Annotated in this window: 21 protein-coding genes; 12 read left to right on the forward strand and 9 right to left on the reverse strand. The window is 56.5% G+C overall.

The features are described 5' to 3' along the window. The first annotated feature begins 3 nt into the window (after positions 1-3). The 4 genes from ACX3P5_RS09225 (at position 4) to ACX3P5_RS09240 (ending at position 3,213) form a co-directional block, all read left to right on the forward strand. Positions 4-1,491 carry a carboxypeptidase M32 gene (locus ACX3P5_RS09225; protein ID WP_458968610.1) on the forward strand — a complete coding sequence of 496 codons (1,488 nt, stop codon included), beginning with the start codon at positions 4-6 and terminating at the stop codon, positions 1,489-1,491. Positions 1,492-1,648: 157 nt separating this feature from the next. After that, positions 1,649-2,125, forward strand: a complete 477-nt coding sequence (gene asr, locus ACX3P5_RS09230) for an acid resistance repetitive basic protein Asr (RefSeq protein WP_233984217.1) — start codon at positions 1,649-1,651, stop codon at positions 2,123-2,125. A gap of 82 nt (positions 2,126-2,207) precedes the next feature. Beyond that, positions 2,208-2,288 carry a small membrane protein YdgU gene (gene ydgU, locus ACX3P5_RS09235; RefSeq protein WP_456152378.1) on the forward strand — a complete coding sequence of 27 codons (81 nt, stop codon included), beginning with the start codon at positions 2,208-2,210 and terminating at the stop codon, positions 2,286-2,288. A 115-nt stretch (positions 2,289-2,403) separates the two neighbouring features. Further along, entirely contained in the window at positions 2,404-3,213 is an 810-nt protein-coding gene (locus ACX3P5_RS09240; protein WP_233984216.1) for a trypsin-like serine peptidase, read from the forward strand. A 62-nt stretch (positions 3,214-3,275) separates the two neighbouring features. Here the strand turns inward: ACX3P5_RS09240 and hrpA are convergent, their stop codons facing one another. Further along, positions 3,276-7,178, reverse strand: a complete 3,903-nt coding sequence (hrpA, locus tag ACX3P5_RS09245) for an ATP-dependent RNA helicase HrpA (protein WP_458968611.1) — start codon at positions 7,176-7,178, stop codon at positions 3,276-3,278. A 255-nt stretch (positions 7,179-7,433) separates the two neighbouring features. Here hrpA and azoR point away from each other — a divergent pair, with 255 nt between their 5' ends. After that, positions 7,434-8,033 (forward strand): FMN-dependent NADH-azoreductase, encoded by a 600-nt coding sequence (gene azoR / locus ACX3P5_RS09250; RefSeq protein ID WP_336755282.1) that lies wholly within the window; start codon positions 7,434-7,436, stop codon positions 8,031-8,033. Between the two features lie 53 nt (positions 8,034-8,086). Here the strand turns inward: azoR and ACX3P5_RS09255 are convergent, their stop codons facing one another. From ACX3P5_RS09255 to ACX3P5_RS09265, 3 genes are read right to left on the reverse strand one after another with little or no spacing between them, the layout of a single operon-like run. Further along, entirely contained in the window at positions 8,087-8,413 is a 327-nt protein-coding gene (locus ACX3P5_RS09255; protein WP_458968612.1) for a YdbL family probable chaperone protein, read from the reverse strand. Positions 8,414-8,424: 11 nt separating this feature from the next. Then, positions 8,425-8,613 carry a YnbE family lipoprotein gene (locus tag ACX3P5_RS09260; RefSeq protein WP_031376780.1) on the reverse strand — a complete coding sequence of 63 codons (189 nt, stop codon included), beginning with the start codon at positions 8,611-8,613 and terminating at the stop codon, positions 8,425-8,427. Then, positions 8,610-11,240 (reverse strand): YdbH family protein, encoded by a 2,631-nt coding sequence (locus ACX3P5_RS09265; protein WP_458968613.1) that lies wholly within the window; start codon positions 11,238-11,240, stop codon positions 8,610-8,612. The genes ACX3P5_RS09260 and ACX3P5_RS09265 overlap by 4 nt, the downstream gene beginning before the upstream one ends. A 147-nt stretch (positions 11,241-11,387) precedes the next feature. Here ACX3P5_RS09265 and ACX3P5_RS09270 point away from each other — a divergent pair, with 147 nt between their 5' ends. Beyond that, positions 11,388-12,380 (forward strand): 2-hydroxyacid dehydrogenase, encoded by a 993-nt coding sequence (locus tag ACX3P5_RS09270; RefSeq protein ID WP_336755284.1) that lies wholly within the window; start codon positions 11,388-11,390, stop codon positions 12,378-12,380. 31 nt (positions 12,381-12,411) lie between these two features. On the opposite strand, the gene ACX3P5_RS09275 is transcribed toward ACX3P5_RS09270, so the two are convergent. Further along, positions 12,412-12,687, reverse strand: coding sequence for a putative hemolysin (locus ACX3P5_RS09275; protein WP_233984211.1), 276 nt, complete (start codon positions 12,685-12,687; stop codon positions 12,412-12,414). Between the two features lie 184 nt (positions 12,688-12,871). On the opposite strand from ACX3P5_RS09275, the gene ACX3P5_RS09280 reads away from it, so the two are divergent. The 4 genes from ACX3P5_RS09280 (at position 12,872) to ttcA (ending at position 16,050) form a co-directional block, all read left to right on the forward strand. Next, on the forward strand, positions 12,872-13,528 hold the full coding sequence (locus ACX3P5_RS09280; RefSeq protein WP_336755286.1) for an MgtC/SapB family protein: 657 nt from the start codon (positions 12,872-12,874) through the stop codon (positions 13,526-13,528). Between the two features lie 216 nt (positions 13,529-13,744). Beyond that, positions 13,745-14,005 carry a hypothetical protein gene (locus ACX3P5_RS09285; protein WP_336755287.1) on the forward strand — a complete coding sequence of 87 codons (261 nt, stop codon included), beginning with the start codon at positions 13,745-13,747 and terminating at the stop codon, positions 14,003-14,005. A gap of 691 nt (positions 14,006-14,696) precedes the next feature. Then, entirely contained in the window at positions 14,697-14,861 is a 165-nt protein-coding gene (locus tag ACX3P5_RS09290; RefSeq protein WP_233984208.1) for a hypothetical protein, read from the forward strand. A 253-nt stretch (positions 14,862-15,114) separates the two neighbouring features. Beyond that, positions 15,115-16,050 carry a tRNA 2-thiocytidine(32) synthetase TtcA gene (gene ttcA, locus ACX3P5_RS09295; RefSeq protein WP_458968614.1) on the forward strand — a complete coding sequence of 312 codons (936 nt, stop codon included), beginning with the start codon at positions 15,115-15,117 and terminating at the stop codon, positions 16,048-16,050. Positions 16,051-16,530: 480 nt separating this feature from the next. Here the strand turns inward: ttcA and zntB are convergent, their stop codons facing one another. Continuing rightward, complete coding sequence (gene zntB / locus ACX3P5_RS09300) at positions 16,531-17,514, reverse strand: zinc transporter ZntB (RefSeq protein WP_233984206.1); 984 nt, start codon at positions 17,512-17,514, stop codon at positions 16,531-16,533. Between the two features lie 118 nt (positions 17,515-17,632). Further along, a complete protein-coding gene (locus ACX3P5_RS09305; protein ID WP_233988171.1) occupies positions 17,633-19,252 on the reverse strand; it encodes a peptide ABC transporter substrate-binding protein in 1,620 nt (539 codons plus the stop codon). A 155-nt stretch (positions 19,253-19,407) separates the two neighbouring features. Between ACX3P5_RS09305 and mpaA the strand changes: the two genes are divergently transcribed. Continuing rightward, on the forward strand, positions 19,408-20,115 hold the full coding sequence (mpaA, locus tag ACX3P5_RS09310; protein WP_458968615.1) for a murein tripeptide amidase MpaA: 708 nt from the start codon (positions 19,408-19,410) through the stop codon (positions 20,113-20,115). Here the strand turns inward: mpaA and ycjG are convergent. Continuing rightward, on the reverse strand, positions 20,090-21,073 hold the full coding sequence (ycjG, locus tag ACX3P5_RS09315; protein WP_458968616.1) for an L-Ala-D/L-Glu epimerase: 984 nt from the start codon (positions 21,071-21,073) through the stop codon (positions 20,090-20,092). The genes mpaA and ycjG overlap by 26 nt on opposite strands. A gap of 153 nt (positions 21,074-21,226) precedes the next feature. Between ycjG and tpx the strand changes: the two genes are divergently transcribed. Further along, complete coding sequence (gene tpx, locus ACX3P5_RS09320) at positions 21,227-21,730, forward strand: thiol peroxidase (RefSeq protein WP_094119490.1); 504 nt, start codon at positions 21,227-21,229, stop codon at positions 21,728-21,730. 61 nt (positions 21,731-21,791) lie between these two features. Here the strand turns inward: tpx and tyrR are convergent, their stop codons facing one another. Then, positions 21,792-23,357, reverse strand: a complete 1,566-nt coding sequence (tyrR, locus tag ACX3P5_RS09325; protein ID WP_458968617.1) for a transcriptional regulator TyrR — start codon at positions 23,355-23,357, stop codon at positions 21,792-21,794. Between the last annotated feature and the right edge of the window lie 137 nt (positions 23,358-23,494).

A 23,494-nucleotide genomic window follows, 5' to 3' on the forward strand; every position in this document is an offset into this window, starting at 1 on the left:
TACATGGCCTCAGCGTATCAACAACTTAGCGCGACGTTTCAGCGCCTGTCGCGGTTTAATCACGTCACCGCCATCGCCGGCTGCGATATGCAAACCACCATGCCACCGGGTGGCAGCCGGGCGCGCGGTGAAGCGCTGGCTGAGATGAGCGTGTTGCAGCACCAGATTCTCACCGCCCCGCAAATCGGTGACCTGCTGCAACAGGCAGAGCAGCAATCCCTGAATGATGTGGAGCGTGCCAACCTCAATGAAATGAAGCGCGCTTATCAGCAAGCCAGCCTGTTACCGGATGCCTTTGTCGAGGCGAAGTCGCTGGCTGGTTCTGTCTGTGAACATGCCTGGCGCACCCAGCGTCCGGCCAATGACTGGCAGGGTTTTGCTGCCAACCTGAAAGAAGTCGTTCGCCTGAGCCGTGAGGAAGCGCAGTTGCGCGCAGAAGCTAACGGCTGTTCGCGCTATGACGCATTGCTGGATCTGTATGAGCCCGACATGACCCGCGCCAGACTGGATGAGACCTTTGGCGAACTCAAACGCTGGCTGCCGCAGCTGTTACAGCAGGTGGTAGAGAAACAGGCGCAACAGCCCGTTGCGCTGCCGCAGGGACCGTTTGACCTGCCCGCGCAGCGCCAGCTTGGCCTGAGCATCATGGAAACGCTGGGTTTCGACTTTAACCACGGGCGGCTGGATGTCAGCGCACATCCCTTCTGTGGCGGCGTACCGGAAGATGTTCGCATCACCACCCGTTACAATGAGCAGGAGTTTCTCAGCGCCATGATGGGTGTGATCCATGAAACCGGTCACGCACGCTATGAGCAAAATCTGCCGCAGCAGTGGCGCGGTCAGCCGGTGGCGCTGGCCCGTTCAACTGCGATTCACGAATCGCAGAGCCTGTTTATGGAGATGCAGCTGGGCCGCAGCCGCGAGTTTCTGCAGCGCATACTGCCGCAAATCATCACCACCTTTGGCGATCAGCCCGCGCTGCAGGCGGACAACTTCATCCGGCTGGCGCAGCAGGTGAAACCGGGGCTGATTCGGGTCGATGCCGACGAGCTCAGCTACCCGGCGCATGTGATTCTGCGTTATGAGATTGAGCAGGCGCTGATTGAAGGCGAGATTGAGGTTGAAGATATTCCGGCGCTGTGGGATGAGAAGATGCAGCAGTCGCTGGGCCTGGATACTCGTGGCAACTACCGTGATGGCTGTATGCAGGATATTCACTGGACCGACGGTGCCTTCGGCTACTTCCCGACCTACACCCTGGGCGCGATGTACGCCGCCCAGCTGTTCCAGGCGGTGAAAAAAGCGATTCCACAGCTCAGCGAGCTGATCCAGCACGGCGAACTGCAGCCGGTCTTCCACTGGCTGCAACAGAACATCTGGCAGCATGGCAGCCGCTTCTCAACCGATCAGTTACTGATTAACGCCACCGGCGAGCCCCTCAATCCGCTCTTTTTCCGTCAGCACCTTGAACAACGCTACCTGAATAACTAAACTTCGCGGCGGTCATCTGACCGCCCTTTTCCCGCCTTGTACAATCGGTTACACGCCGATACCAAACACCCACGGACACCCTGCATCGATTTCCCTATAGTCTCTTCACCGGCCCCGCAGTGGGCTACACATGAAAAAAAAGTCCGAGGAATTTGCAATGAAAAAATTATTTGCACTGGTTGTCGCCGCTGCTATGGGTATGTCTTCTGTTGCCTTCGCTGCTGAAACAACGGCTGCGCCTGCCGCTGCACCTGCGACCACAACGACCGCAGCTGCACCAGCAAAAACTGCACACAAAACTGAACACAAGAAACACAAAAAAGCGGTGAAAAAAGACGCAGCACAGAAAGCGCAGGCGGCTAAAAAAGTTCACCACAAAAAAGCAGTAAAACCGGCTGCGCAGAAAGCGCAGGCTGCTAAGAAAGTGCACCACAAAAAAGCCACCAAGCCTGCTGCCCAGAAAGCGCAGGCCGCTAAGAAAGTTCACCACAAAAAAGTGACTAAGCCTGCTGCACAGAAAGCCCAGGCGGCTAAAAAAGTGCACCACAAGAAAGTGGTAAAACCTGCACAGAAAGCGCAGGCAGCTAAAAAAGTTCATCACAAAAAAGTCGTTAAACCAGCGGCTAAGAACTAAGGTCGCCGTAGCGCGCCCGGCCACGCGTTAATGATTAAAAACACCCGGTTATGCCGGGTGTTTCTTTACTGGAGTGGATGAAATGGTGCGTCGCTATCGCTTCGAAATTATTCTGCTGATTATGATCCTCTGTGGCATTGTGGCAGCGAGCTTTTTTATTTAACGGTTGTAGCGTACTGATTAACCAATAAAACTCCCTTTTTTAGCGCCTAACGACTATAGTTATCGCAGTTGCCTGATAACAATAACGTTACTTTTTTCTCGCCATTGAGAGTTCTATGCGCCTGGCTATCTTGTTAATGGTTGGACTTTTCAGCTTTACCTCCTTTGCTCATGCCGATGACGACGACGACACGCCAACCGCGGCTGAAATCAAAATGCTGTTTTTCGGCAAAGATCATCGACAAGCCATCACCGATATTACCGCGGCGCCCTGGGATGCCATTGGTCAGCTGGAAACCGAAAGCGGTAACCTCTGCACCGCCACGCTGATTTCACCGCATCTGGCCCTGACCGCCGGACACTGCTTACTCGCGCCACCGGGCAATTTCGACAAGCCGGTTGCGTTGCGCTTTATGGCCAGTGATAAAGGCTGGCGTTATGAAATTCACGATATCGATGCCCGCGTCGAACCGTCGCTGGCTTCGAAGCTGAAAGCGGATGGTGAAGGCTGGATCGTGCCGAGTAATGCTGCCCCCTTTGATTATGGCATCGTGATTTTGCGCAATCCGCCCTCCGCTATTACGCCGATTCCGCTGTTTGACGGCTCACGCAGTGATTTAACCGCGGCGCTGAAGCAGACCGGCCGCAAAGTGACTCAGGCGGGTTATCCGGCCGATCATCTCGATACGCTCTATTCGCACAGTGACTGCCTGATTACCGGCTGGGCGCAGCGCGCCGTGCTGTCGCATCAGTGTGATACGCTGCCCGGCGACAGTGGCTCGCCGCTGCTGCTGAAAGGGGATAATGGCTGGCAGTTAATTGCGGTACAGAGCTCGGCACCGGCCGCCAAAGATCGCTATCTGGCCGACAACCGGGCGATTGCCGTCACCTCATTCAGAGATGAACTGGAAGCCTTAGCGCAGTAACAGTCTCTTCACGGGCAACAGAAGCCGGGGGCGCGTCATCACTGACGCGCCCCCGTTTTTTATCAGCCCGCAATCTGCTCCATGGTCTGCAGAATGCGCTTGTCAGAGATCGGATAAGGCGTGCCGAGCTGCTGGGCAAAATAGCTGATCCGCAACTCTTCAATCATCCAGCGGATCGCCTTCACCTCTTCATCATCCTGGCGCTGCGGTGGCAATTTATTGCGCCACGCCTGGTATGCCTGCTCCACCGCCTGCACTTTCAACATCCGCGCCCGATCGCTGTGCGGATCGGCGGGCAATTTTTCCAGACGCCGTTCGATGCCGTGCAGGTAGCGCAGGCTGTCGCCGAGGCGCTGCCAGCCATTGCCGGTGACAAAACCGCGATAGACCAGACCACTGAGCTGCGCCTTGATGTCGGATAGCGCCAGCGCCATCGTCATGTCGACCCGCCCTTTCAGCCGCTTATTGATATTGAATACCGCCGTCAGGATCTGCTCGACCTGCTTAGCTATGGTCACCACGGTTTCATTCAGTTCACCGCGCACTTTATCCCGCAACGCCTCAAAGCCGGCCTGATCCCAGGCAGGTCCGCCCGCGTCGGCGATCAGCTTATCGATGCCACAGGCGATACAGTCGTCGATCAGCTCCATCACTTTGCCATACGGATTAAAGTAGAGACCGAGTTTGGCCTTGTTCGGTAGCTTTTCGTGCAGATATTTCACCGGCGACGGCACGTTCAGCAGCAACAGACGGCGCTGACCGCGCCACATCATTTTTTGCTGCTCCTGTTCGCTGTCGAACAGCCGAATGGCAACGCTCTCTTTCTCATCGACCAGCGCCGGCCAGGCTTTCACCTGATAACTGCCGCGCTTCTGCTCATAGCTGCGCGGCAAATCACCAAAGCTCCAGATATGCAGCCCGCTCTGTTCCAGCCCGTCATCCGCCACTTTCGACAACGTTTCCTGCACTTTGCCTTTCAGCTGCGCCTTGAGGGCGGTCAGATCTTTGCCTTCCAGCAGTTTGCGGTTGTGTTCATCCACCACCCTGAAGGTCATTTTCAGATGATCGGGCACCTGTTCCCACTGCCAGTTGTCCCGCTCCAGCGTGACGCCGGTCATGCGGCGAAACTCACGCGACAGCGCATCCAGCAGCGGCATCTCCATTGCGGTAACCCGGCCGAGAAACGCTTCGGCATAGTTAGGCGCCGGCACCAGATTGCGACGCAGCGGTTTAGGCAGCGACTTAATCAGCGCGATAATCAGTTCACGTCGCACGCCCGGGATCTGCCACTCAAAGCCGCTGTCATCCACCTGATTAAGCAGCGGCAGCGGAATATGCACCGTCACGCCATCGGCATCGGCACCCGGTTCAAACTGGTAGCTCAGCTTCAGCCTGAGATTGCCCTGATGCCAGAAGTTGGGATAGTCGAGCTGGCTGACCTTATCCGCGCCCTCTTTAATCAGCATCTGCTTATCAAAGTTCAGCAATTCCGCATTGTCACGGCTGGCCTGCTTCCACCAGCTATCAAAGTGCTTCGCTGAGACCACCTCTTTACCGATACGCTGATCGTAAAAGGCAAACAGGGTTTCGTCATCGACCAGGATGTCGCGACGGCGCGATTTATGCTCCAGATCTTCGACTTCGCTGCGCAGCTTCTGGTTGGTGCGGAAGAAGGCGTGACGCGTCTGCCAGTCACCTTCCACCAGCGCATGGCGAATAAACAGCTCGCGGCTCAGAGTCGGATCGATAGCGCCATAGTTAACCTTGCGCGCCGCCACAATCGGCAGGCCATACAGCGTCACTTTTTCGGTTGCCATCACCGCGCCCTGTGATTTCTCCCAGTGCGGTTCGCTGTAGCTGCGCTTGATCAGATGCTGCGCCAGCGGCTCAATCCATTCCGGCTCGATGCGGCCGGCGGTCCGGCCCCACAGCCGGCTGGTCTCGACCAGTTCCGCCACCATGGTCCATTTTGGCGGCTTTTTAAACAACCCGGAGCCGGGGAAGATGGCGAAGCGGGTATTGCGCGCGCCGGTGAACTCCTGCTTATCCGCATCCTTCTGGCCGATATGCGACAGTAGCCCGCTTAACAGCGCGCAGTGGATCTCGCGCATGCCTGCCGGCTCGCTGTTGACCGGAATGCCCAGTTCGCGCACCACCTGCCGCAGTTGGGTGTAGATATCCTGCCATTCGCGCACCCGCAAATAGTTAAGGAAGTCACTTTTGCACTGGCGGCGGAACAGGTTACCCGACAGCGCTTTCTGCTGCTCCGCCAGGTAATTCCATAAATTGACGAAGGCCAGGAAGTCGGAATCTTTATCGGCGAATCGACGGTGTTTTTCATCTGACGCCTGCTTTTTCTCGGCGGGCCGCTCACGCGGGTCCTGAATCGATAAGCCCGCAGTAATGATCATCACTTCGCGGACGCAGCCAAATTTCTGCGCTTCCAGCACCATTCGCGCCAGACGAGGATCGACCGGCAACTGCGCCAGCTGGCGGCCTGAACCGGTCAGCCGGTAATGGCCATCGTCTTCATTCAGGGTCAGTGCGCCCAGCTCTTCCAGCAGGCGTACGCCATCCTGAATGTTGCGCTTATCGGGCGCTTCCACAAATGGGAACGCGGCGATATCACCCAGCCCCAGCGCGGTCATCTGCAGAATCACCGATGCCAGGTTAGTGCGAAGAATTTCCGGATCGGTAAACGCCGGGCGACTGAGAAAATCATCCTCAGAGTAAAGGCGGATACAGATCCCCTCTGACACGCGTCCACAGCGTCCTTTACGCTGATTGGCCGACGCCTGTGAAATCGGCTCAATCGGCAGCCGCTGCACTTTGGTGCGGAAGCTGTAGCGGCTGATGCGCGCCGTTCCCGGATCGATAACATATTTGATGCCCGGCACCGTCAGCGAGGTTTCCGCCACGTTGGTAGCCAGTACGATTCGCCGGCCGCTGTGCGACTGAAATACCCGGTTTTGCTCGGCATTCGACAGGCGGGCGTAGAGCGGCAGAATCTCGGTATGCGGCAGATCGCGTTTAATCAGTGCGTCTGCGGTATCACGGATCTCGCGCTCACCGCTCATGAAAATCAGGATATCGCCGCGACTCTCATGGTCCAGTTCATCCACTGCATCAAAGATCGCCTGCAGCTGATCGCGATCGCCATCATCCGCCTCTTCCACCACCGGCCGGTAACGCACTTCCACCGGATAGGTACGGCCGGAAACTTCAATCACCGGCGCATTATTGAAATGCCGTGAAAAGCGCTGCGGATCGATGGTGGCCGAGGTAATGATCACCTTGAGATCGGGCCGGCGCGGCAGCAGTTCGCGCAGGTAACCCAGCAGGAAGTCGATATTCAGGCTGCGCTCATGCGCTTCATCAATAATGATGGTGTCGTACTGCATCAGCAGACGGTCCTGCTGTATTTCCGCCAGCAAAATTCCGTCGGTCATTAATTTAATCTGGGTCAGATCGCTGACCTGATCGTTAAAACGCACTTTATAGCCGACGCAGCCGCCAGGCGAGGTATCCAGTTCGTCGGCGATACGGTTGGCCACGGTACGGGCCGCCAGGCGGCGTGGCTGAGTATGTCCAATCAGCCCGGTCACGCCGCGTCCCAGCGCCAGACAGATTTTTGGTAACTGGGTGGTTTTACCGGAGCCGGTTTCGCCCGCCACAATCACCACCTGATGATCGCGTATCGCTACAGCAATATCCTGCTGCTTCTGGCTGACCGGCAGATTTTCCGGGAAGGTGATGGCCGGCGTAGCCGCGCGGCGCTGGGCCACCCGCTGTTCGGCAGCGGCAAAATCCTGTTCCAGCTCGCTGGCGATGCCCTGCTGAGCGGCGGGATTTTTCACTTTCCTGGCGCCCTGTAAGCGGCGCTGCAGGCGCTGGCGATCGCGCAGCATTAACCCGTCAAGCCGTGACCAGAGTGAAGCCAGTGGGGAGGTATCGGGAGATGACATAATAATGACGTACCTTACTCAGACGCTGTCGCTGCTGTCGCAGCGCGCTGCAAGCCGGGATAACCGGCTGATTCAATAAAATAATTAGGCGCATCATAGCACATTTCGACCTGCGCCGGCGCGCGGCGCACGTTACGCTTATTCAATAAATTCGAACATTGACCTCGAAATATTGCGCTTTCACCGCGCCATTGATAACCGTAGAGTGTAAACCATTGAGCGGAAAGCCTTCCGCGTTACAGACAGGAAATCACCATGAGCAAAGTTTTAGTTCTGAAATCAAGCATCCTCGCAGGCTACTCACAATCCAGCCAACTGGCTGACTTCTATGTCGAACAGGCAAAATCTCAGGGCAAAGAAGTGACCGTCCGCGATCTGGCGGCTAACCCGATTCCGGTACTGGATGGTGAGCTGGTCGGCGCGCTGCGTCCGTCTGACGCTCCCCTGTCGCCACGTCAGCAGGAGGCGCTGGCGCTGTCTGATGAGCTGATTGCAGAACTGCAGGCCCATGATGAAATCGTGATTGCGGCACCTATGTACAACTTCAACATTCCGACTCAGCTGAAGAACTATTTCGACCTGATTGCCCGTGCTGGCGTGACCTTCCGCTACACCGAAGCAGGCCCGGAAGGTCTGGTGAAAGGCAAGCGTGCGGTGGTGATCTCCAGCCGCGGCGGCATTCACAAAGATACCGCGTCCGATCTGCTGACCCCCTACGTGAAACTGTTCCTGGGCTTCATCGGCATCACCGACGTTGAGTTCGTGTTCGCTGAAGGTATCGCTTACGGTCCGGAAGTGGCCAACAAAGCCACCGCAGAAGCTAAAGACGCCATCCAGCAGATCGTTACTGCCTAATCATTTGATGCCGTTGTACTTGCCGGGCCCTGTGCCCGGCTTTTTTATGCCTGCTATTGCTCTTTTTTCAGCCACTGACCATTAACGCCGCGCACATATTCTCCTGCGGCGGCCCGGCTCACCAGCTTCTGACCGGCAATCGCGGCCACCTCGGCGGTGGTTAAATGGTTCTGCTCTGCTACCCGCTGATACTGCTGCTGTCGCCCCGCATTGATTTTCTCCGTCAGCGCCAGGGTTTCGCTGTCCTGCGCACGCGCGGCCAGATAGCCGGAAAGGGTTTCGCCGACCCGTCCCGACTGACGCGCCTCATCCAGCGTCAGCGCCCAGGCAGGCTGGGCGATCATCAGGGCAAGTAACAGGGCTACGCTGATGCGTTTCATACTCGCTCTCCTCAGAACAGATCGCTCTGGTTTTTCAATAACGCTTCCACGTCTTTATCCACCTTGATGTGAATCTCATGCTCGATTTTCACGTTCATGTTGATGGTGATTGGATCTTTCGGTGCCGTCACTTCAATGCGCGGCACGCAGCCGATCAGCGGCAGCCCGGCTGCCAGAACCAGTAATGCCCTGAGGCTCATGGTGTGGTGTCCTTGTTCGATGGCAGGGCGGCATGTTGCTCCACCCAGGATTGCAAATTATCGCCAAAGCGCAGACTGCGCCACAGCTGAAACAGATTTTCCTGATGACGATAGTTGAGATTCACGGTCTGCCGACGATTACTGAACTGGCTGACGCCCTGCACCTGGGCCTCCATGGTGAGATCGCCCACCGTATTCAGATTCAGCGTGGCCCAGGAACGGGAGATTTCCATGTAGCGCAGCCAGTCCAGCGCCGCGCCGGTGGCGACATTATTGCGGGTGATCGCATCCGCCATATCTTTATCCAGCCGGAAGGTCAGCGGGCCACTGTTGGCTATCCACCCTTTCTCGATCAGCCAGCGCGGATGGTTCAGCCACAGCGGCAGTTCGCCGTTGATCCGGCCCGACATGGCAAACTGTTTCGGTTTAATCGCCGTAACCAGCTCACTCAGGCTGATATTGCGCAGCGACACGCGCGCCGGCTGATGCTGCGGCATCCGTAATGCCGGTAAGCTAATCTGGCCGCCCAGCAGATCGAGACTCACCTCCTGTAAGGTCAGCGGCGCCTGTTCGCTCCACGGCCAGGCGCCCTGCAGATCGGCGCGTATATTCTGCATCGCAAACTGATTTTTTATCTCGGCGATACGCAGCGATACCGGGCCATGCTGTCCAAACTGCCACTGCTGATCTTTCAGGCGGAACGGCAGCGAGAAATCGACGCCGTTAATTTCACTGTCCGGAGTCCAGAGACTGCCCGCTTTGACTATCCAGTGACCACCCGCCTGGAAACCCTGATCGCGCGCCGCCGAGAACGCCACCTGGGCCCGCAGCTCACCGCCGCGAATCTGCATTTTCAGATCCGGACTGAGTAAGGTCTGGAACACGGTCAGCGATTGCTGCGGCCACCAGGCTTCACCACGCAGCCGTTCGCCATCCCAGCGACCGTTGACCCGCACCGGACCCACCCTGCCAGCGTTGAGTGATCCTCGCCAGGTAAAGTTACCGGGATCGCGACCTTTCGCTTCGAAGTCGAGCGTCGAATCCGCCAGCCTGCCGCCATAACTGAATCGGGTGGCGCCCGCCTGTAGCCGGAAGCTGCCGTTGAAAGAGGGATTCTGCGCCGCGCGCTGCCAGTTGACCGGCGCAGTCAGCGTCAGCCGCGGCTTTTCCACCTGAACGCTGCCATAAGCGAGGTGGTTGAAGCCGGTGGAGAGCGTATCCAGATGAATCAGCGTGTCCCGCCAGCCGCCGGTGCCTTTAACATCCCAGCGCGCCTGAAGCGGCAGCATTTCACCTCCGCCCCAGTAACGCCAGTTCCATTCGCCTTTATCCGGCCAGAAATCGGTGGCGCGGCCATCCAGATGCAGCCGGAAATGACCAAAGCTGGGGTCGTGCGCATTCAGGATCGCCTGTAACCGCCCATCAATACCCTGTGCGGAGATCCGGACGCCAGCCAGCGGCCAGCGCGCCTCATCCACCTCCAGCGTAGAGAGCAGACGACCCCGCAGGCGCAGCAGTGATTTGGGTTGTAACACCAGTTGCGGATCGAGCAGTGAGCCGCTGAGCAGACCCGGGATCGATCCGTACAGCTGCAGCTCGGCCAGCTTGCTTTCGCCGGTCAGCTGAAAGGGCAAATGGCTGTCGGTCAGACTCAGATGCCCCGGACCGAGACCCAGCACCACGTTGCCTTTACCGCCGCGTCCCTGGGTTAACAGGTTAATCCGGCCGCTGATCTGGCTGGTTTCAAGGCCCGACTGCCAGTTAGCCAGCGTCAGATTGATAAATCCGGAGAGCGGCTGACCAGCCAGCGGCCAGAAGTACTGGCCCTGCTCGATGCGGATCTGATCGTCGCCGATCTGCCACGGCAGTTGCAGCAGCGGCCGGACGTTATCCGGCATCGCCACACTGAGCACGCCCTGTTGCTGCTGCCAGTTAAGGGTCAGCTGCAGCGGATGCGGCAGCGCGGTCAGCGCCAGTTGCCCGGCGACTTCGCCGCTCACCGGCAGGCCGCTGGCGAAGGTCGGCAGCTCCAGATGGCCGCTGAGTGTGACCGGCTCAGGCAATGCGGGATGATTCAGCGTCAGGCGATTGATGGCGAGCTGCTGTCCGGTCAGCGTCGCCGCCAGTTGCAGATTTTCACCCTGATAATGGAGTTGCTGCTGATTTTTCTCTAAGGTCAGATCCAGGGCGCCGGCGTAAGCCTGCCACGGCGTAACAACCAGTTTCGCCAGGTGAACGTCGGCGCCCGGCAGCATCGCCTGCCACTCGGCCAGGGTTTTGGGTGCCGCCGAGGGGCCGTCAGCGGCAGGTAATTTTTGCAGGCAGTCGCTGTTCAGCGTCAGCTGTGCGGCATTCAGCTTCCAGCGGGAATTTTGCCAGCCGAGTGACACGTCATTCACTTCCGCCAGCGGACAATCCTGTGCCAGATAGCGAATAGCCGGAAACCACAGGCCGCCGTCCCGCCAGCGCGGCGAGCCGGAAAGCGCAATCCGGGTATCTGGCGGCAGCCAGATGCCGACTAACCGTGGCAGCCATTGGGTGATCGTCAGCAGTAAGCCCAGCAGCAGCAGAATCAGCGCCAGAATGGCCGCCAGCCGTCGCCGGAAAATCCGTGGCATCACAGCCATAATCCTTTTCCTTACAGTATCCTGACAATGATGATGGCATGTAACGTCCCGAAGGTGAAGGTCCCGCCCGCGCGCAAATCAGCGGTTAGAGCAAAGTCAGTCAGAAAACGTTATCCTTGTTTCACACCCGTACGCAGGAGCACAACGATGAAGATCGCGGTTTACAGCACCAAACATTACGATCAGAAGTACTTCGAACAGGTTAATCAGCAATTCGGTTTCGAACTGGTCTTTTTTGACTTTTTGCTTACCGAGAGCACGGCAAAAAATGCCGTCGGCTGTGATGCCGTCTGTATCTTTGTCAACGATGATGGCAGCCGCCCGGTACTGGAAGAGCTGGCGTCGCTGGGCGTGAAGTACATTGCCCTGCGCTGTGCCGGTTTTAATAACGTCGATCTGGCCGCCGCGGCGGAGTTTGGCCTGCCAGTCGTCAGGGTCCCGGCCTATTCCCCGGAAGCGGTGGCGGAACATACCGTGGGTATGATGCTCACGCTGAATCGTCGAATCCATCGCGCCTATCAACGCACCCGTGACGCCAACTTCTCACTCGACGGGCTGACCGGATTTAATATGCACGGTAAAACCGCTGGCGTCATCGGTACCGGTAAAATTGGTATCGCGACGATGCGGATCCTGAAGGGATTGGGTATGCACTTGCTGGCCTTTGATCCCTATCCCAGCGATGAAGCACTGGCTTTGGGTGCCGAATATGTCGATCTGAAAAGGCTGTTTGCCGAATCGCATGTGATTACGCTGCACTGTCCATTGACGTCAGAAAATTATCACCTGCTTAATGCCGAGGCGTTCAGCCAGATGCGTGATGGCGTGATGATCATCAACACCAGCCGCGGTAGCCTGATCGATTCCCAGGCGGCAATTGATGCGCTGAAACAACAGAAGATTGGGTCGCTTGGCATGGATGTGTATGAGAATGAACGCGATCTGTTCTTTGAAGATAAGTCGAATGATGTGATTCAGGACGATGTTTTCCGCCGTCTCTCTGCCTGCCACAACGTACTGTTTACCGGCCATCAGGCGTTTTTAACCGCCGAAGCGCTGACCGCCATCTCTGAAACAACCCTGAGTAATCTCAGCCAGCTCGATCGTGGCGAAAATTGCCCGAATCAACTCTCAGCCTGAACAGGCGGGCCGGAAACCTCCGGCCTGTCACTTAACGGGCGCAGCGTCCGCCGATCAACGCCTGCTCGTCGCAGCGACGACCATTCACCAACTGGCACATCCCGACCCGGGAGCCGTCCAGCTGATGTGAGAAAGCCAGCGTGCCGCCTGCATTGGAACAGGTACTTTCTGCCAGCGAGGACATCATCACCCGTGGCTGGATATGGGCGGCTGTCGCCTGTTGCGGTGGCTCGTTGTCATCACTGTTGCTGCTGCAGGCAGAGAGTAACAGAGCGGCACCGGCCAGCAATAAGGTGGCTGCTTTCATCAATCGGACTCCGGGAGTTGTGGTTAAAGGCCTGGTCAGCATATGTCAGGCAGCACAAGGGGTCGAGAGGTGAAACAGCTTTTTACAAAATTCTCCCGCGTCATTTGCAAGCAGAATTATCTTGTTTACCTGCTATCAGCGAATCGTCAGACTTCCTCTGCCATTCTTAAATCGGAGTAATGCCATGTTAATGGACATGTTAATTCGCATCGCCCTGGCAGGCATCCTTGGTGGCCTGATCGGAATGGAGCGCCAGATGCGCGCCAAAGAGGCGGGGCTGCGCACTCACATTCTGGTCGGCATCGGCAGCGCGATGTTTATGCTGGTGTCGAAATATGGGTTTGCCGACATGCTGACCAATGAGCATGTCGCGCTGGACCCGAGTCGCGTGGCGGCTCAGGTGGTCAGCGGTATGGGTTTCCTGGGCGCAGGCACCATCATGGTTCAGAAACAGGTGGTGAGAGGTTTAACCACCGCCGCAGGCCTGTGGGTGACGGCGGCGATTGGCCTGGTGATCGGTAGCGGGATGTATGAGATCGGCATCTACGGCACGGTGCTGGCGTTGGTAGTGCTGGAAGTCTTTCGCCGTCTCAGCCATTTTTTGATCGGCAAGCATCATACGCTGCTGGTGTTTCTCAAACCCAAAAGCGTGCCGCTGGTGTTACTGGTGATGCAACGCGAAGGGATTCGATACGGTAACGTGACGGTGGTCAATCGCGATGAAGAGAGCGGCCTGTGCGAACTCAGCATTCAGGTGACACTGTCACGCAAATCCAACGATGCGCACCTTTACGATAAGGTGATGGAGATCAAAGGGGTGCAGTCGCTGGAGATGATGTAGCTGCGCCTGACCGGGGTTGATGCGAGTAGAGATGTCAAAAGTGATGGGCAAAAATCACCGCGCATCAGGGTCGCGAACCGGCGGTAAAGCGCCTGCGGTTACGCAAAATTCACCTTCTCGTCACCCTTTTTCAATGACCTGAAACATGGAGCCGGGGGTAAATTGATGCCATAATTCGCCTTAATTGATCTACGTGATAATTCTGGCTGGAGACTAATGGCTTTTAATCCGGATAATGTTGACGATGCCCTGTCCGATGGCAGGCATAGAAATTACGGCATGATGCTTAAACTGATCGTCCCGGTTGCCATCGCCGTAGCGGTCGGCATCATGCTGATCGTTAACCATCGGGATTCTGTGAACAATGCGTTAGATACCGGCAACTGTCTGGTTGAGGACGGTATTCACGAATTTTTTGCCTCACTCAAGCTGTTCCTGCACCAGGCCTATCGCTGGATTTTTAAAGCCTGTGGGTAATAGAAATTAATGCAGTAAAAAATGAATTAAGCCGTGATGGTTTATCAATAGCAACACGCCAACATACATAATTGCAACATAGCATAATAGAAAAACAATCAGCGTAACGCTGAATTTGTATTTTTTGATTTTTTTTGCCTTCCCTGAATGAGTCATATTCTTTATACAGCAAAGCAGAGTATAGATTACTTTGCTGGTTATTTAACGTTTTCGTTAAAATTCTGTATTCACAAAACGTGCGCCGTGGCGTGTTTACAGATTTTTCCTGCGCCTGATGATTAAGTGACCCGTAACGGACAATATTACATACGCTATTGCAATAATGTATCCGCTCTGCGGGAGCGGGCAGCCCTTCCCTTGCGCCCAGCAGTGACGCCACCTGAACGCTGTTTAATCGCAGCATTATCGAGCACGCGGCCAGAAACCCAATTTAAACGTCATGGTCATAATTATAATTCAGGCTAATAAACAGCGTTTCAACAGCGCTGTTATATTCAACCTTACCGCTGCCCGGATATATCAGCCAGCCGGAAGTTATAGAGATACTGACTTTACCGAAAGCATGCTCTTTATAGTAAAAATATCTGTTTTTGATTTAAATCAATCCAGCCAGCTGCAGATTATTTTTTGTTGAGACCTTATTGAATGAATCTGGCGCACCCTGTTCGCTTTTATTAACGCGGTAACCGCCATGAAATACCTGTTCGTTCTGTTAATTGTTTTTATTAATGCGGGATGTGCCGCAAAAAAAACAGATGCCGTGAGCGCAGCCTGGCAGGCATCGATGCCCTCCTGCTCAGCACACAGCAGCGAGATCGATTGTCAGTGGAATAATGTGCCGGATCGCGATGGTTAACCGCGCACCTGACCCGAGAACCGCGCTTATCCTTCAGCTGCGCTGAGCGGCTGGTGTCACCGCGACGGCTAACCTCTCTTACCTGGCGGGCGGTGCACGTTTATCTGCTGATTAGTTCACGCCAGCGCTGACAAGCGCGGCAACAATCCGTACCATACGCTGCATATTCGTGACACCGCAGAGAGTTGATCACCTGAACGCGAGCCCATGCAGGCTGACCAGGTGCGATCTCTGGTTTTAGAGATAGGTAAAAATGCTAGATAATCAAACGGTTGACAAGAAAGAACAGTACAACCTTAATAAGCTGCAAAAACGCCTGCGTCGCCATGTCGGCGAAGCGATCGCTGATTTTAATATGATTGAAGAAGGCGACCGCATTATGGTTTGCCTGTCCGGTGGTAAAGACAGCTATACCATGCTGGAAATTTTGCGCAGCCTGCAAAAAAGCGCGCCGGTCAATTTCAGCCTGATCGCGGTTAACCTCGATCAGAAGCAGCCGGGATTCCCGCAGCACATTCTGCCCGAGTATCTTGAATCGCAGGGGGTTGAATACCGGATTATCGAAGAAGATACCTACTCGATCGTTAAAGATAAGATCCCGGAAGGCAAAACCACCTGCTCGCTCTGCTCGCGCTTGCGTCGCGGTATTCTTTACCGCACTGCCAGCGAGCTCGGCTGCACTAAGATTGCCCTGGGCCACCATCGCGATGACATTTTGCAGACCCTGTTCCTGAACATGTTTTACGGCGGCAAAATGAAAGGCATGCCACCGAAGCTGATGAGCGATGACGGCAAGCACATTGTGATTCGCCCGCTGGCCTACTGCCGCGAAAAAGATATTATCCGCTTCTCTGAAGCGCGCCAGTTCCCGATCATCCCGTGCAACCTGTGTGGCTCTCAGCCGAACCTGCAGCGTCAGGTGGTGGCCGATATGCTGCGTGACTGGGATAAGCGTTATCCTGGCCGCATCGAGACCATGTTCAGTGCGATGCAGAATCTGGTGCCTTCACACATGGCCGATATCAACCTGTTCGATTTCAAAGGCATTAAGCACGGCGATGCGGTCGTCGACGGCGGCGATCTCGCCTTTGATCGTGAAACATTGCCGCTACAGCCTGCTGGCTGGCGCGCGGAAGACGAAGACGTGCCGGAGATCAGTGCGCGTCTGGATGTGGTGCAGATTAAGTAAGCCTTTTGCCACGATTAAGGGCGTGCTGTTAACAGCACGCCCTTTTTTTATATGTTCCGATGCGGTGGCGGGTCCATGACGGGTGGAAATTCCGGGTCCGGTGGCGGATCGGGCTGCGGTTGCGGCTGAGGAATCGGGTCAGGAATCGGGGTCGGATCCGTGGGGATAGGCTCGCTGTTAAGAATCGCGTTCATGCCGTGCTCCTTTTCTTGCGAATGGACTTTAAGCATAGGAAAGGAAACGCCTTACAGCCAGGCGGCAAAAAAAAAGCCGGCACAATGGCCGGCGTGTTTCGAATTAAATGTGCTATGCATTAATTCTAAATCAGGAAGTAAGACAATATGGAGCGCAACGCCCATCGCTTGACGTTGCATTCACCTGCGAGAGAGATTTTGCGTCAGTCGCGGTTAAGGGTTATTGATGTCGATCAGCTTTTGTCGGCTTAGTGCCACTTTTGCACCGGATGCTGCTGCCAGCCCGCTACAGCCAGCGCCGTTTACGCAGGTAGCCTGCCACGCTGAGCGCCAGTATCACCAGCAGCAGACAGAAAATGGTGAAGCCATAATGCCATTCGCCACCCGGAATGCCGCCGAGATTGACGCCAAACAGGCCGGTCAGAAAAGTGGCAGGCAGAAAGATCATCGCCATCAGCGACATGGTATAGGTGCGGCGGTTCATCGACTCCGCCATCTGCGAAGCCACTTCATCCGCCAGAATGGCGGTGCGCGCCACGCCAGCATCGAGGTCATCCAGCCCGCGCCCGAGGCGATCGGCAATTTCCTGCATCCTTCGACGCTCGCTGTCGTCCATCCAGCCCAGCTTCTCACTGGCCAGCCGGGCATAGACGTCACGCTGCGGTGCCATATAACGCCGCATCACAATCAGCTGTTTACGCAGCAGGCCCAGTTCGCCACGCGCCGGCATCCGCTGATCGAGCAGCGCATCTTCCATTTCGATGATTTTGTCATGCAGCTCTTCGATAAACTCACTGGTGTGATCGGTCAGCGCATCGCAGACATCCACCAGCCAGCTGCCACAATCGATGGGGCCATTGCCGTTCTGCAGATCGGTCAGCACCTCATCCACCGCGAACACTTTACGCCGCCGGGTTGAGACAATCAGTTTGTCGTTGATAAACACCCGCATCGCCACCAGCTGGTCGGGACGCGCATCGCTGTTGTGGTTGACGCTGCGCAGCACGATCATAAAACCATCACCCAGCCGGCTGACGCGCGGACGCATGCTGTCACCCGCTAAGGCGTCTCGCACGGCATCGGGGATCTGCGCTGTCGATTGCAGCCATTCGGCACTCTGCCGATGGGTATAGTTCAGGTGCAGCCAGCAGGGACGCTCGCAGTGAATCACTTCATCTTCTGCAATCGGGATCAGACCGCCCTTTCCGTCCAGCTGGCAGGAAATGATGGCGTCCGATACCTGTAATGCTTTTCCGTCTATGACATCCACAACCGTGCCTCGCTATCAAAATCAATACGATACAGTCTAGCGTGGCGGCGTTGAGTTGCAATCATTGGGCTGTGTAGAAAGATGTCAGACAGCGGCCTGATGCCAGGCCGCATAAGGCTTAATGTTTTTCAATCCACAGTTCGCGGCTATAGGCCACATCTTCCGGGTTGGTGATCGGATAGCCTTTGACCCAGGGTTTGATCAGGCGGCCATTGGTGTACTGGTAGATGGGCGCAATCGGTGCCTGCTGAGCCAGTATCTGTTCGGCGCGATTGTAATCGCTGTTACGGGCCTGATCGCTGGACTCTTTACTGGCTTTCGCCAGCGCCGCATCGTAGTCGGCGTTGCTGAAGCGCGCAATATTGCTGCTATTGCCTGAGGTCAGCAGATTGAGGAAGGTAGAGGGTTCATTGTAATCTCCGACCCAGGACGCCCGGATCACATCGAAATTACCGCTGTTGCGGCTGTCGATATAGGTTTTCCACTCCTGATTCTCCAGCGTGACATCAACCCCGAGATTCTTTTTCCACATTGAGGCCACCGCAATCGCGATTTTCTGATGGCTCTCAGAGGTGTTGTAGAGCAATTTCAGGTGCAGCGGTTTATCCGGTCCGTATCCGGCTGCCGCCAGCAGCGCTTTGGCCTGCGCGTTCAGACTGTTTTGATCGTGCTGTTGCATAAATGACGGCAGCGGCCTGAAGCCCGCGGTGACGTCCGGTGTAAAATGCCACGCCGGTTTTTCACCGGTTCCCAGCACTTTATCCGCAATAATCTGTCGATCGATCGACCATGTCAGCGCTCTGCGCACCCGCACATCGGCGGTAGGCCCTTTTTGGGTATTAAATGCGTAGTAGTAAGTGCCGAGCTGGTCCGGAGTATAAACCTGACCGGGCAAGGTTTTCTTCAACAGCGCATACATATTTTTCGGGAAGGATTCGGTGATATCAATGTCGTTAGAGCGATAACGTTTGGTGGCGCTCGACTCCTCATTAATCGGCACGAAGGTGACTTTGGTCAGCACCGAATGCGCATCATCCCAGTAGTGCGGGTTACGGGTCAGCACGATTTTCTCGTTCACCACCCTTTCGCTCAGCTGATAGGCGCCGTTACCCACCAGTTTACCTGGCGCGGTCCAGCTATCGCCCTGCTGTTCAATCACCTTCTGCGGCACCGGGAACAGGGCGACGTTGGCGACCAGCGCCGGGAACCACGGCACCGGCCGATCAAGCGTGACCTTCAGCCGGCTTTTATCCTGCGCCACTACTCCCAGCTTGTCGGGCGTCATCTCGCCTTTGGTGATGGCGGCCGCATTCTCAATGCCGCTTAACGCTGCAAACCAGGCAAAGGCCGAACTGTTGTTCGGATTCACCAGTCGCTGCCAGCTGTAGACAAAATCCTGCGCGGTGACCGGCTCGCCGTTGGACCAGCGGGCATTGTTGCGCAGGGTGAAAATCCAGGTTTTGTTATCGCTGCTGCTCCAGCTCTGCGCCACGCCCGGCACGATTTTGCCCTGCGCATCCTGATTGGTCAGCCCTTCAAACAGATCGCGAATGACCTGAATTTCCGGCAGCCCGACCGCTTTGAGTGGGTCAAGCGAGGCAGGCTCATCTTTGATATGGCGGACGATCTGCTGCTGGTCGGCGAGCTGGGCGCCGGCCGGCACATTTGCCGCCAGCGCGGGTGTGATGACGCTGCTCAGGCTGATCGCCACCAGCGTCATGCGAAAGGTCTTTACCATCATCACTCCTTTACCCCAAAGAGGCGCTGCCGCGGTCCGATGCCGACGCAGCTTGTCTTTTGGCACTTTATCGCAAATTGCTGATTGATAAATAGCTATTTTCCGCGCGCGGCTTTTCCGCTACTTTTAGGAAAACCCTTTCAAAGGAAATCACCATGTCGTCACTACATCCCCGACCGCTGCGCGGCAAACTGGACGTTCCGTATCAGCAATATGGCCGGTCAGTGCTGGGCGCACCGCTGCTGTGGTTCCCGGCCCCGCTGGGCGATGCCGACAGCGGCCTGATCCTCGCGGGCACCCACGGCGATGAGAATGCGGCGATCGCCACGCTCTCCGGCGCACTACGCACGCTGCCCGACGCGCTGCGTCGGCATCATGTGGTGCTTGCGGTGAATCCGGATGGCTGCCAGCTGGGATTGCGTGCCAACGCCAATGGCGTCGATCTGAACCGCAACTTTCCGGCGGCAAACTGGCAGTCGGGTGAGACGGTCTATCGCTGGAACAGCATGGCAGAGGCGCGCGACGTGGCATTATCCACCGGCAGTCATCCGGCGTCAGAACCGGAAACCCAGGCACTGTGCGCCCTGATTCATCAGCTCAAGCCGCGCTGGATTGTTTCGTGGCATGAGCCGCTGGGCTGCATTGACGATCCGCATCAGGCTGAGATTGGCGGCTGGCTGGCGGACCGGACCGGCCTGCCGCGCGTCAGCAGCGTCGGTTATGACACGCCCGGCTCGTTCGGCAGCTGGTGCAAGGATCTCAGTCTGCCGTGCGTGACGGCAGAAATGCCGGTGATTTCAGTCGATGAAGCCACCGAAACTTATCTTAAGATGATGGTTAATCTGCTGCGCTGGCAGCAATAATCAGCTGACCGTTCTGCACTTTTATCGCCGGTTCCGCATCCACCGCCAGCCAGGTCGGACCGTCCAAATCGGCGAAGCGGGTTTGCGGTACCAGCGGCAACGCGGCGCGAATGGCGCGTGAGGTGCAGAGCATACAGCCCAGCATCACGGCAAATCCCTGCTGCTGAGCGACGTCAGCCAGCGCCAGCGCCTCCGTCAGACCACCGGCTTTATCCAGCTTGATGTTGACCATCTCATAACGCCCGCGCAACGCAGGCAGGCTGTCACGCGTATGGCAGCTTTCATCTGCGCAGATCGGCAGCGGATGGATAAAGTTCTCCAGCGCGGCATCGTCGCCCGCCGGTAACGGCTGCTCCAGCATCGCCACGCCGATATCGGCCAGAAGCTGGCAGCGTGCCGCCAGCCCTTCCGCATGCCACGACTCGTTGGCGTCGACGATCAGCGTCGCCTGCGGCACTGCGGCGCGGATCGCCATTAACCGCTCGGTGATAAAATTATCGTCCAGTTTGATCTTCAGCAGCGTCGCACCGTGTTGCCACAGCGCCTGGGCGCTGCTGGCCATCGCTTCCGGGGTATCGATGCTGACCGTCTGGGCGGTGACCACTTCACGGGGCGCCACCACGCCGCTGAGCTGCCACAGCGTACGCTGCTGCTGTCGGGCAGCCAGATCCCACAATGCGCTGTCAATGGCGTTACGCGCCGCGCCCGCTGGCAATGCCTGTTGCAGCGCGTCACGCGTCATACCCTGCTGTAATGCGGTCAGCTGGCTGGCGATTTGCGCCAGCACCGAGGCTTCGGTTTCGCCATAACGTGCGTAAGGCGTCGCTTCCCCGACACCTTTTACGCCCGCCTCTTCAATTTCAACCACCACCACTTTGACTTCAGTGCGGGTTCCACGGGCAATGACAAACGGCGTATGCAATGGCCAGGCTTCAGGATAACTTTTTACCGTTCTCATTGATTCTCCACAATGTACGACGCGGTGGCAGGCTGCCACGCTAAACTCAACAATTGAACTCGTAAACCCTTAACATTTATGTCATAAACAACGGTTATAGCTGTGGGTTAACCGTTTTAATGTCCCAACTCTTCACCATCAAAAGGAATCAGTATGTCTCAGACCGTTCATTTTCAGGGTAACGCAGTACCGGTTGCGGGTCAGTTTCCTCAGGCTGGCGATAAAGCCAAAGCATTCACGCTGGTAGCAAAAAACCTGGTCAACGTTGCGCTCTCTGAGTATGCAGGAAAACGCAAAATTCTGAACATTTTCCCGAGCATTGATACCGGCGTCTGCGCCTCCTCGGTGCGTAAATTTAATCAGGCGGCGGGCGAACTGAATAACACCGTGGTGCTGTGCATCTCTGCTGACCTGCCGTTTGCCCAGTCGCGCTTTTGTGGTGCGGAGAACCTCAGCAACGTGGTCACGCTCTCTACGCTGCGCGGTTCAGAATTTAAGTACGACTACGGTGTGGAAATTGCCGATGGTGCGCTGGAAGGCCTGACGGCACGCGCCGTGATTGTGCTGGATGAGGAAGATAAGGTGATTTACAGCCAGCTGGTGGATGAGATTACCACCGAGCCTGATTATGAAGCAGCGCTGGCGGCACTGAAGTAACACAGCAATAAAAAAAGCGGATAACCCGGTTATCCGCTTCATGTTCGCCTCAGCAGGCAGCCTATTCGCTTTCGCTACGCTTCTGCCCCAGACCATATTCCCGTAACTTATTGGCAATGGCGGTATGGGATACGCCGAGCCGTTTTGCCAGTTTGCGGGTGCTGGGATAGGAGAGATAGAGCCGCGTCAGAATCGAACGTTCAAACCGGCTGGTGATCTGATCCAGCGTTCCTTCCAGCGCTTCATCCCCCAGCGACACATCCAGTGCCTGCTCCGGTAACACAATATCCTGAGGACGCAGTTCATAGCCCTCCAGCTGCGTTAACGCGCGGTAGAGCGCATTTTTCAGCTGGCGCACGTTACCCGGCCAGGCGTAGCGGGTCAGAAACGCATTGAGCTGTGGTGACAGACGCGGACGCGGCATTCCCTGTTCGTCGGCGAACCGGGCAACAAACATTTCGGTCAGCGGCAGAATATCCTGCGGACGATCGCGCAGCGGCGGCAGATGCAGGGTCAGCACGTTCAGCCGGTAAAAGAGATCTTCACGAAATTCGCCGCGCTGCACCAGTTCAATCAGGTTCTTCTGGGTGGCGCAGATGACGCGAACATTAACATGGACCTCATGCTCTTCACCGACCCGGCGGAAAGTGCCGTCATTGAGAAAACGCAGCAGTTTGGTCTGCATTCTCGGCGACATCTCCCCGATCTCATCCAGCAGCACCGATCCGCCGTTGGCCTGCTCAAAGAACCCTTTTTTGCCCTCCAGCGCATTCGGATAGGCGCCCGCCGCATGACCAAACAGCTCACTTTCGGCGACGTCATCGGGCAGCGAGGCGCAGTTCAGCGCCAGGAACGGCTTTTTACCCCGAGCGCTACGCAGATGGCAGGCCCGGGCCAGCATATCTTTGCCGGTGCCGGTGTCACCAATGATCAGCAGCGGCGCATCGTGCATCGCCAGCTTGCGCGCCTGGTCCACCACCTGACGCATTTTTGGCGTCACCGCGACGATGTGGTCGAACTCCGATTCGTCCGTCACCACCAGGTTCTGCAACTGCTGCCCCATGCGGGCCGTGGATTTAAGCATGACCATTGCCCCGACCGGCTGGTCGTTCTGGTCCGCCTCACCTGCCAGATAGATAGGCCGCGCTTCCATCAGGAAGTCTCGTCCCTCAATCACCACATGTTGCGCCTGTGCTTCAACCCGCTCGCTCTCCAGCCAGCGCATAAAGTTAAAGCCGTTAATCAGGTTACCGGCACTGAAGTTACGCATCTTCTGTTCGTCAAGATTGAACAGGTTCTGCGCCGCCGGATTCGCCAGTTCAACTTTGCTTTTCAGATCGATCGAAAAGACCGGTTCCGGCATCGCCACCAGCAGCGCACTCAGCGCACGGTGCTCACGCTCAGACGGCATGTACGCCACGGTGCGCACATCTGTTACGCCCGGTGTACGCCGGATCTCCGCCATCAGATTACTGAAGGCATCAAATTCCAGCGCGGAGAAATTGAGATAGATACGGCCTAACGCCGCGATTTCGATACCGCGCAGATCGATGTTACGCGCAACCAACAGGTCGAGCAGCTCACGCGTCAGACCGATTCGGTCCTGACAGAACACTTCCAGACGCATTGCGATGGCCTTAATCAGGTTCAGATGAGGCGATGATACGCTAAGAGATGCGCCGTCAGAAAGGGCTCTGTCAGGAAAAGTTGACAGCCGGAAACCGTTTGGCTGGCTTTTGTACTGCCCGCTATCGGTTTCGGTAG

This window comes from Pantoea sp. S-LA4 (assembly GCF_054482835.1).

What these genes read in the sequence shown, in the direction of transcription:
- ACX3P5_RS09265 (WP_458968613.1), bottom strand. Translation starts at nt 11,240, where the DNA reads ATGGCTGTGATGCCACGGATTTTCCGGCGACGGCTGGCGGCCATTCTG.
- ttcA (WP_458968614.1), top strand. Translation starts at nt 15,115, where the DNA reads ATGCTAGATAATCAAACGGTTGACAAGAAAGAACAGTACAACCTTAAT.
- ydgU (WP_456152378.1), top strand. Translation starts at nt 2,208, where the DNA reads ATGGTGCGTCGCTATCGCTTCGAAATTATTCTGCTGATTATGATCCTC.
- ACX3P5_RS09290 (WP_233984208.1), top strand. Translation starts at nt 14,697, where the DNA reads ATGAAATACCTGTTCGTTCTGTTAATTGTTTTTATTAATGCGGGATGT.
- ACX3P5_RS09240 (WP_233984216.1), top strand. Translation starts at nt 2,404, where the DNA reads ATGCGCCTGGCTATCTTGTTAATGGTTGGACTTTTCAGCTTTACCTCC.
- tpx (WP_094119490.1), top strand. Translation starts at nt 21,227, where the DNA reads ATGTCTCAGACCGTTCATTTTCAGGGTAACGCAGTACCGGTTGCGGGT.
- azoR (WP_336755282.1), top strand. Translation starts at nt 7,434, where the DNA reads ATGAGCAAAGTTTTAGTTCTGAAATCAAGCATCCTCGCAGGCTACTCA.
- ACX3P5_RS09280 (WP_336755286.1), top strand. Translation starts at nt 12,872, where the DNA reads ATGTTAATGGACATGTTAATTCGCATCGCCCTGGCAGGCATCCTTGGT.
- ACX3P5_RS09255 (WP_458968612.1), bottom strand. Translation starts at nt 8,413, where the DNA reads ATGAAACGCATCAGCGTAGCCCTGTTACTTGCCCTGATGATCGCCCAG.
- ycjG (WP_458968616.1), bottom strand. Translation starts at nt 21,073, where the DNA reads ATGAGAACGGTAAAAAGTTATCCTGAAGCCTGGCCATTGCATACGCCG.
- tyrR (WP_458968617.1), bottom strand. Translation starts at nt 23,357, where the DNA reads ATGCGTCTGGAAGTGTTCTGTCAGGACCGAATCGGTCTGACGCGTGAG.
- ACX3P5_RS09260 (WP_031376780.1), bottom strand. Translation starts at nt 8,613, where the DNA reads ATGAGCCTCAGGGCATTACTGGTTCTGGCAGCCGGGCTGCCGCTGATC.
- ACX3P5_RS09270 (WP_336755284.1), top strand. Translation starts at nt 11,388, where the DNA reads ATGAAGATCGCGGTTTACAGCACCAAACATTACGATCAGAAGTACTTC.
- hrpA (WP_458968611.1), bottom strand. Translation starts at nt 7,178, where the DNA reads ATGTCATCTCCCGATACCTCCCCACTGGCTTCACTCTGGTCACGGCTT.
- ACX3P5_RS09305 (WP_233988171.1), bottom strand. Translation starts at nt 19,252, where the DNA reads ATGGTAAAGACCTTTCGCATGACGCTGGTGGCGATCAGCCTGAGCAGC.
- ACX3P5_RS09225 (WP_458968610.1), top strand. Translation starts at nt 4, where the DNA reads ATGGCCTCAGCGTATCAACAACTTAGCGCGACGTTTCAGCGCCTGTCG.
- ACX3P5_RS09275 (WP_233984211.1), bottom strand. Translation starts at nt 12,687, where the DNA reads ATGAAAGCAGCCACCTTATTGCTGGCCGGTGCCGCTCTGTTACTCTCT.
- mpaA (WP_458968615.1), top strand. Translation starts at nt 19,408, where the DNA reads ATGTCGTCACTACATCCCCGACCGCTGCGCGGCAAACTGGACGTTCCG.
- ACX3P5_RS09285 (WP_336755287.1), top strand. Translation starts at nt 13,745, where the DNA reads ATGGCTTTTAATCCGGATAATGTTGACGATGCCCTGTCCGATGGCAGG.
- asr (WP_233984217.1), top strand. Translation starts at nt 1,649, where the DNA reads ATGAAAAAATTATTTGCACTGGTTGTCGCCGCTGCTATGGGTATGTCT.